Source organism: Stagnihabitans tardus (assembly GCF_009925085.1).
Taxonomy (GTDB): domain Bacteria; phylum Pseudomonadota; class Alphaproteobacteria; order Rhodobacterales; family Rhodobacteraceae; genus Stagnihabitans; species Stagnihabitans tardus.
In genome coordinates, this window is record NZ_JAABNR010000088.1 from 1 (window position 1) to 756 (window position 756).

At 57.3% G+C, this 756-nt stretch carries 1 protein-coding gene; it reads right to left on the reverse strand.

The features are described from left to right. Positions 1–756 (reverse strand): transposase (locus GV832_RS21720; protein WP_168776935.1); only part of this gene is annotated, 756 nt, incomplete at both ends.

A 756-nucleotide genomic window follows, 5' to 3' on the forward strand; every position in this document is an offset into this window, starting at 1 on the left:
CGCGCTTCAAGGTCTTCAATCGGTTGATCTGGCCTTCGGCTTGACCATTGCTCCACTCCATTTCGATCGCATTCCTGACCGCATCAATGTCTCTGTTCAAGGTTCGGGCGAACCGCACGATGGGCGCTAGGTCCGTTTCGATCGCATCGTCGATCCAGGCGGGCAGCGGGTCTGCTTTTCGACCACGCAAGATGCCATTGAAACGCATGGCGAGGCGCCGCATTGTTGTGAAGGCAGGTGAGCCTTCCTTGAGAACTTCGACTTTTCTCGCCTGTTCCGAGGTGAATTTTCCTCTTGGTTTGATGCAGAGTGCTGCCGCAATAACCGGGGAAATCGCGTGCCCGGTTTCCGGGTCCCGGACCAGTGCAAGGATCTGATCTTCCTTGGTGGGTCCCTCCTGTTCCTGTTTTTCGGCTCTGCGCCATCCGGCCAAGAGCCGCTGCAAGTTTGACAGGCTGCCCTCGTAACCACGTTCTTGGATCAAAGGTAGCAGTGCATTGCCGCTGCGAATACCGTTCTCCCAGCGTTGCTTCAGGTACTCTTCAAAATACCACGCGGAGGAGCGCTTGAGGACGGCGCGCTTTCGGTCAGGTGGCGTCTCGAACTGCAGCCATTTCGCGACGCTACGCCGGGGAAACCCCGTTCGCCGCCCGATCTCGCTGCACGTCAGCCCTTGCTGCCGAAGTGCCGAAATGGTCCTGAAAATCTCTTCTCGGGATTTGCGATGGGCAAGACGTGATTTCAGAAGGTTCTGAG